We start from the raw sequence: 6,629 nt of genomic DNA, 5'->3' as shown, positions 1-6,629 counted from the left end.
GAGAAATTTCATAAAATTCATGAAATACGGAAATCTTAACCCTGCAACTGAATTTAAAAGAAAATTAGTGTAGTTTTGAGACAGACTGCCGTTGTAGCACATTAAAACCGAAATCATTAGTGAACAATTTTTTTCAACTTACATTCAAACTTTTAACAATTCTATTGTTTTGTTTATACACAGATTTAACTGCACAAGAATATGAATATTTTGACGATTTAATAGAAAAAACTCAAGATGGAAAAGTCAAGATTTATTTAGATGGAGTTTTTCGTATCTCCTACAAAGATTGCTCTAAATATTACTTAATTGCAGAATTTGATGACAAACTTTTTCAATTTAAAGATTCTTTAAAAGTCTTTTACAATGGTGATAATTTATTCTTAACTGGCTCTTATCAAAATGGAAAACTAAACGGAAAATTCAATTCATTTTATAGAAACGGGGGAAAGAAAATGGAATTTGAATACACTTCAGGAAACAGAACAGGAATTTGGGAGAGCTTCTCAAAAAATGGTAAATCAATAAAAAAAGTGATTTACAAAAACAATAACGAATTCCTATTGGAACAGAGTACTGAACTAGGGGAAATTATTGTTGAGAATGGAAATGGAAAATTTATTGATAGCCTTTTTATGTCTATTTCTAGTTCTCAAAAATCCAAATTAACCGGAAACGTAAAAGACGGATTACCTGGTGGAGAATGGAACTTTTATGCTGGAAACACCAATTATGGAAAAGAATATTTTGAAAATTTTACTTTTAAAAAAGGAATCTCTATATCACCAGTTTTAGGTAATGACTTGTATTATAATCATTTCAATGCAACATTTACTGGAATCGTATTTTTAGAACGACTAAAGATAATTGGACCTTCTCGATGTGACCAAAAAACGGACATTGGAGTAAATGACGAATTTTATGAAAAAATTAAAAAACGCTTCTACAAGTTGAAATTAAACGAATCAATTACTGACAATTGGTTTTTAGTGGAAATAAAAACAGGAACAAATAAAAAAATAATTGATGTATCGATTATTTCAAAAGCAGATAATGAATCAATTGATTTGATAAAAGAACTAATTTTTAGTTTAAAAAAGGCTGTTACTTTTCCTTTTAAGTACAAACCAGGTTTTGACTATTTTCCAATTGTAATTAAAAACTCAAAAATATTCACACCCTATGATAAAGAAATTGAATTATTGAGTTATAAATATTAAAAGAATAACGTGCTACAACACTGGCTATAGTTCACTGCTACGGAATTCCCTGTCGGAAACCCCAAGTATTTTATTAACTTTGAGGAATACTCGGAATAATTCTGCTTGAATTATTCCGCAGCGAAACCATAGCCAAAACCGTTGTGTGCCATTCCTGTGAAGTAGCCATTACGAAAAAACGGCTTGCATAATTATTAAATTGAGAGACTATATTATAATGAAAAGAAGTCTGATAAAAACGCTGAGTGATTGGTTGTCTAAAAATATATCTGAAACTGAAATGGGTAATCCTACAGTTTTAATAAATAGGCTATATACCGACGCAACTAATAACCCTGCTATAGAAATTAGAGCGGCATATAAGAAAGTGGAGAATGCGTCTAGGGGGGAAACTTTTTTGGCTGCAACCATTCAAAGCAGTGACAGCTTTCGTATAACAATGAGAATGATAGAAATGGCACACGACAATGAACTGATAAAAATAAATTATCATGGCATGTCTGTTTTAAATCGGGATGGATCTGTGCATCAAGCGGGTCTCGATGACGAATTGATTGTAAGAGAGATGAATTCGTTCATTTATAATCTAAACAAGAAATTAAAAAAATTTCTGCCCTTTGCTCGAATAGTGAATGAGTCTACGATTTTGTTCCCTCAAATAAGCGTCACCCGAAAATAAACAGGTCTGTTTGTGATCAATATAAAGTAAAATCAGATCTTGGCAGAATATGAACGGCACACAACATTGGCTAAAAAGAGATTGCTGCAATGTGCTAACCGGAACCTTATTCTTCCATTTATATTTTTAACTTGCAGAAAATACTCAGTTCACCAAATCGCAACCATCTTTTAGCCGTTTCCGTTGGCAGCAAGCGTAGAGAACCGACAGACATCAAATTAACGAAGAGAAAAAACTCCAAAAAATTGAACATTAAAAACGAAGAATGGCAGAAGTAAAAGTACTCAACATTAACTATAAAGACTTTATCCAAAGGTATCAGAATATTCAAATACCCGACTATCAAAGACCTTACAGGTGGGACAAAGAAAAAGTAAAAGAACTGCTTGAAGACCTCAAAGAATTTTTCATTGAAAAACCTGAACCCGACTTAGATTATTATATTGGTGGAATTTTACTGTACAACAACAAACAAGAAAACTGCTTTGAAATAATTGACGGACAACAACGATTAACAACACTAAACTTGATTTCATATGTCCTCTCTGACATTATTCAACAAGGACAAAATTTTCACTACAACAACCACATTTCATTTTATCACATAAAAACAAACTATCAGTTCTTAAATGAACAGTTAGAACTGATTAAGTTATTAGAGCAAAAAAAACTTTTTCAAAAAACTTGTATTTACCCTAATAGTGAGCAATGAAGAAGACCAGTCATTTGCCTTTTTTGATTCTCAAAACAATAGAGGTGTTTCATTAGCTGCTGATGACTATCTAAAAGCTTATCATTTGAGAGAAATTGAATCAGAAACTTTACAATCAAAATTAGCCGAAGAATGGGAACAAGCTGCAATTAAAGCTCAAAACGAAATGAATGTAGAAAGAGGATTATTGCACCTCTTTTATAAAATTCTTTATCGCTCTAGACAATGGAAAGGGCAATCAAATATAATTCCTGAAAACAAAGACCAAATACTCTCCAGTTTTCAAAAGAAAACAATAAAATCAACTAACAACTCTTACAGATTATTTAAAGCGAAAGACAATGTGAAATTTACCGAAGTTGTTATTAGCGATACTGATGTAATTAAACCACTTGGAAATACTGAAATCCATTTTAACGAAATAGACAAGCTACCATTTACAATTAGGCAACCACTATACAAAGGGTTAAACTTCTTCCAATTCACACAAAAGTATTATGCAATTCACCAATTACTATTCTATAAGACAAATATAGAGGACAGCAATATTCAAAAGGTGAGAAGATTTTACAGCGAGATTTACAATTCAAATATGTCTGAATATCTAAGGCACTACTTACAGCTATGCCTAGTGATGTATTATGATACATTTGGAAGTTTGGATATAGATAAGGCTGTACAATACTTCGATTATTTTATTGGTAGTATTCGAATTGAAAAATATTACGTCCGCCAAGAAGCAATTAAAAACAGCCTTCTCCAATCTGACAACAATTTACTAGATGTCATTGCTCATTCTTATCTGCCAGAAGAAGTGTTTGATTTTATTTGTAGCCAAAATCAAGTAAAAGCCATATACGAAAACGAAAATTTAAAAGCAGACAATGGCGTAAGGGACAAGTATAAGAATAGAGTAATTTCTTTTTATGGTCTAAAGGAAAATAAATTATCAAAACGAATTGAATGGATAAAATAACATCTTCCTTATATACAATAAATAAGGTTGTAGAAGAAGGACTTCGATTTAATATTCCAAGATACCAACGACTATATGTTTGGGAAGATGAACAAGTTGAAACTTTGTTTAATGACCTTCATACAGCCTGTTCAGTGAATAAGGATATGTATTACATTGGTGGTGTAATCTTGGTTAAAAATAAATGGAATAATGAATTATTCGATTTAGTTGATGGTCAGCAAAGATTTACAACTCTTTGGTTAATGGCATACGAACTTGGCGATTTATTACTTGGCTTTAGAAATAAGGGCAAAGAACAAAGAATACAATTTGCAATTAGACCTAAAGTTGAAAAGTACTTCCTTGAATTATCAAGTGGTCAAGACTTTTCAACAGAATTAAATCGAGAGTTTGAGGATTTGGTAAGAATTGACTTAGCAAGAAGAAGATTGAAGGAATTAATACAGTCTAAAATTAAGAATGAAAGCGAAAAAGAACTTTTTGCTAACTTCATTGCTAAAAAGTTGAAATTTGTAATTACAACTGTGCCACAAAAGACAGACTTAAATAAACTTTTCGAAACATTAAACAATAGAGGCGAACAGTTATCTCAAGACGAAATTTTAAAAGCAAGAATTTTGGCAGGTATTCAAAGTCGTCCAGCTAGATGGAAATATTCAGGTATTTGGAATGCTTGTAACGATACTAGAAATTATTTGGAGCGTGCATTAAGTTATGAAATAGGCTCATCTAGAAGTGTTGCCGATTCTTACAATCAATGGTCTAACACTTTTGATTCAAAAAAAATACGTTCATTATTCGACAAGAGCAATAACTTACAAACTGACTTATTAAGTCTAGAGAAAATATTGTCTAAGCGAAAGGTTGAAGATATTGCACAAAGTGATGATGAAATCTTAACTGAATTACATCCTCATACAACTGATGATGAACTTCAAAAAGTGAGAAGTATCTTAACATTTCCTCAACTATTGTTACATACTTTGCGAATTTTTAGGTACGAAAGAGATTTAAATGATATTCAAAGAATTAATGAAAAAGAACTATTGAAAATATTTGATGAATACTTTTTACCTAAAAAACCACCAATAAGTCAAGAAGAAATAGATGACTTTGAAAAAGATTGTAAAGAGTTTGTGGAACTGCTCTTTAAAATCAGAGAAGTTTTTGACAAGTACATAATTAAATGGGTTGAACTTGAGCAAAATAATGAAGAGTTAATGATTAAAAAGGTCAGAAAACAAAATCAAAAAAAAGGCGGTTGGGCGTATTATTTAAGGAGAGAACTTACGGAACAATATAATGGACTAACACATTTACAAGGATTATTATACCATTCTCAACAAAACACTACCCAATATTGGCTGACACCCTATTTATATTGGCTTTTAGACCATCCTAGTTTTGAAGATGCTTATGATTGGTTAAAGAAATTAGACAATGTACTTTTTTGTACAAATCGTGATGAAGAATTGCTAACCGATAGAACTTGGGAATGTATGGAAGATTATCCCCAACATCCTATTGATTATTCAATTTTACACGAAGAATTAGGCACAGGCTTTCCTCATTATTGGTTTTATAAAATAGATTTTATTCTTTGGCACGAAAAAGACGAATTAAGAAAACCACAATGGAATAGTTATAAAGTGACTGCAAAGAACTCAATTGAGCATATTGGACCACAAAACCCTAGAGACAAAAGGGATAAAGTTTGTATTAAACAACTTGACAAAATGGGTAATTTAGTACTTGTTACAAGAAGTATAAATTCAGAATATGGAGACCAGCCTTATAAAGTTAAACGAGCGAGATTTAATGACAAGAAAAATAAAGGCTCTTATGACTCATTAAAATCAGATTTAATTTATGCTAATGAAACTTGGAATGATGAATTAGCAGAAAGACATCAAGAAAAAATATTGCAAGTATTAGAAAGGTATTTTGACAACACAAAAATTGAATGATAAAATGTTGACTAACAGAATAACAATGACAAACACAACAAGAACGCCAGCTGCCAACAGCACCTATAAGAAATTGGCGGTTCAGTGGTTAAATCAAGTTCTTTTTTTCAATCAAACTTTCGTGCAGGTTGACAGTTTTGTGCTTCGAAATCGCCAACTTCTTATAGCTGCAAAACGTTGGCGGTAATTTGAAAAAAAAAAAAAAATCTCGATGAATAAAACAAGGAAATTTATACTAAAATCTATTTACTTATTCCCAGTAGGTTTTATGGTATGGATGTTACCTAGTGGATTTAAAACGACTGACATTACGATATCAAAATTAGCCGGAATAATAATCGCTCTTTTTATAGTCTTTTGGAATTTATTTGAATATGAAAAATTTGATGAGATTGTATACAATGACTTTCTTGAATCTCAACATTCTGCCTTAATTGAAAACACAGAAGAAAATTGGAGTAACTTAAAAACTAAACTGAATCTTCAGATTTCAAAAATTAATAAAATCTATGAGACTGACACTCAACTTGAATATCAAATTGACCAAAAAATATCGGACTCAATTCTGAGAATAGAAAGGAAAAATGATAAAATAGTGTTGAATATAAGGCGGAAACATTTGAATTTTATCCCTGATATGGCTGAAAATTATAAAATATTAAGAAAACTGATTAAAGAAAAAACTACCGCCAATAACTAAGCATTCGTGTGGTCGGTACGACCCAACATGAATGCAGTGTTGACTGAACCGGTGTATGTCGGTTTGTCCTTATGGGGGTTGGTCTAGTTTGGGATGGGTTTTCAGGAGTCGGTTTTCCCTTAATTGGGATTGTTGACTGCAATTTTTGATGTGGCCGCTTACCTTTCTATATTAAATTGGTATAAGTGCCTGAGGGGGTGTGTTTGATTATTAGTTTATCTTGTATTTGTTGTTTTGGAATGGCAATTATATCTTTTGGGTGACATTTTAACTGTCCTCCCGAACTTTAATGTATTGCCGACTTGTCATCATAATGTCCTTAATTTCTTTTCTTATTATAATTATTTGTTTGTAACGTTTTTGGGGATTCTT

Annotated in this window: 7 protein-coding genes; all 7 read left to right on the top strand. The window is 31.4% G+C overall.

The window, feature by feature from the left end; translation table 11 throughout:
- Positions 1-119: 119 nt before the first annotated feature.
- The 7 genes from RT250_RS13310 (at position 120) to RT250_RS13280 (ending at position 6,257) form a co-directional block, all read left to right on the top strand.
- Entirely contained in the window at positions 120-1,220 is a 1,101-nt protein-coding gene (locus tag RT250_RS13310; protein ID WP_313115364.1) for a toxin-antitoxin system YwqK family antitoxin, read from the top strand.
- 217 nt (positions 1,221-1,437) lie between these two features.
- On the top strand, positions 1,438-1,899 hold the full coding sequence (locus RT250_RS13305; protein WP_313115363.1) for a hypothetical protein: 462 nt from the start codon (positions 1,438-1,440) through the stop codon (positions 1,897-1,899).
- A gap of 265 nt (positions 1,900-2,164) precedes the next feature.
- Positions 2,165-2,611, top strand: a complete 447-nt coding sequence (locus RT250_RS13300) for a DUF262 domain-containing protein (protein ID WP_313115361.1) — start codon at positions 2,165-2,167, stop codon at positions 2,609-2,611.
- Positions 2,601-3,587 (top strand): DUF7834 domain-containing protein, encoded by a 987-nt coding sequence (locus RT250_RS13295; RefSeq protein WP_313115360.1) that lies wholly within the window; start codon positions 2,601-2,603, stop codon positions 3,585-3,587. Before RT250_RS13300 ends, RT250_RS13295 begins: the two co-directional genes overlap by 11 nt.
- Entirely contained in the window at positions 3,575-5,557 is a 1,983-nt protein-coding gene (locus RT250_RS13290; protein WP_313115359.1) for a DUF262 domain-containing protein, read from the top strand. The genes RT250_RS13295 and RT250_RS13290 overlap by 13 nt, the downstream gene beginning before the upstream one ends.
- A gap of 25 nt (positions 5,558-5,582) precedes the next feature.
- Positions 5,583-5,744, top strand: coding sequence for a hypothetical protein (locus RT250_RS13285; protein WP_313115358.1), 162 nt, complete (start codon positions 5,583-5,585; stop codon positions 5,742-5,744).
- A gap of 24 nt (positions 5,745-5,768) precedes the next feature.
- A complete protein-coding gene (locus RT250_RS13280; protein ID WP_313115356.1) occupies positions 5,769-6,257 on the top strand; it encodes a hypothetical protein in 489 nt (162 codons plus the stop codon).
- Positions 6,258-6,629 lie beyond the last annotated feature (372 nt).

The organism is Aequorivita sediminis, assembly GCF_032080575.2.
GTDB classification, from domain to species: domain Bacteria; phylum Bacteroidota; class Bacteroidia; order Flavobacteriales; family Flavobacteriaceae; genus Aequorivita; species Aequorivita sediminis.
This window is presented reverse-complemented; position numbering and strand designations above follow the sequence as displayed.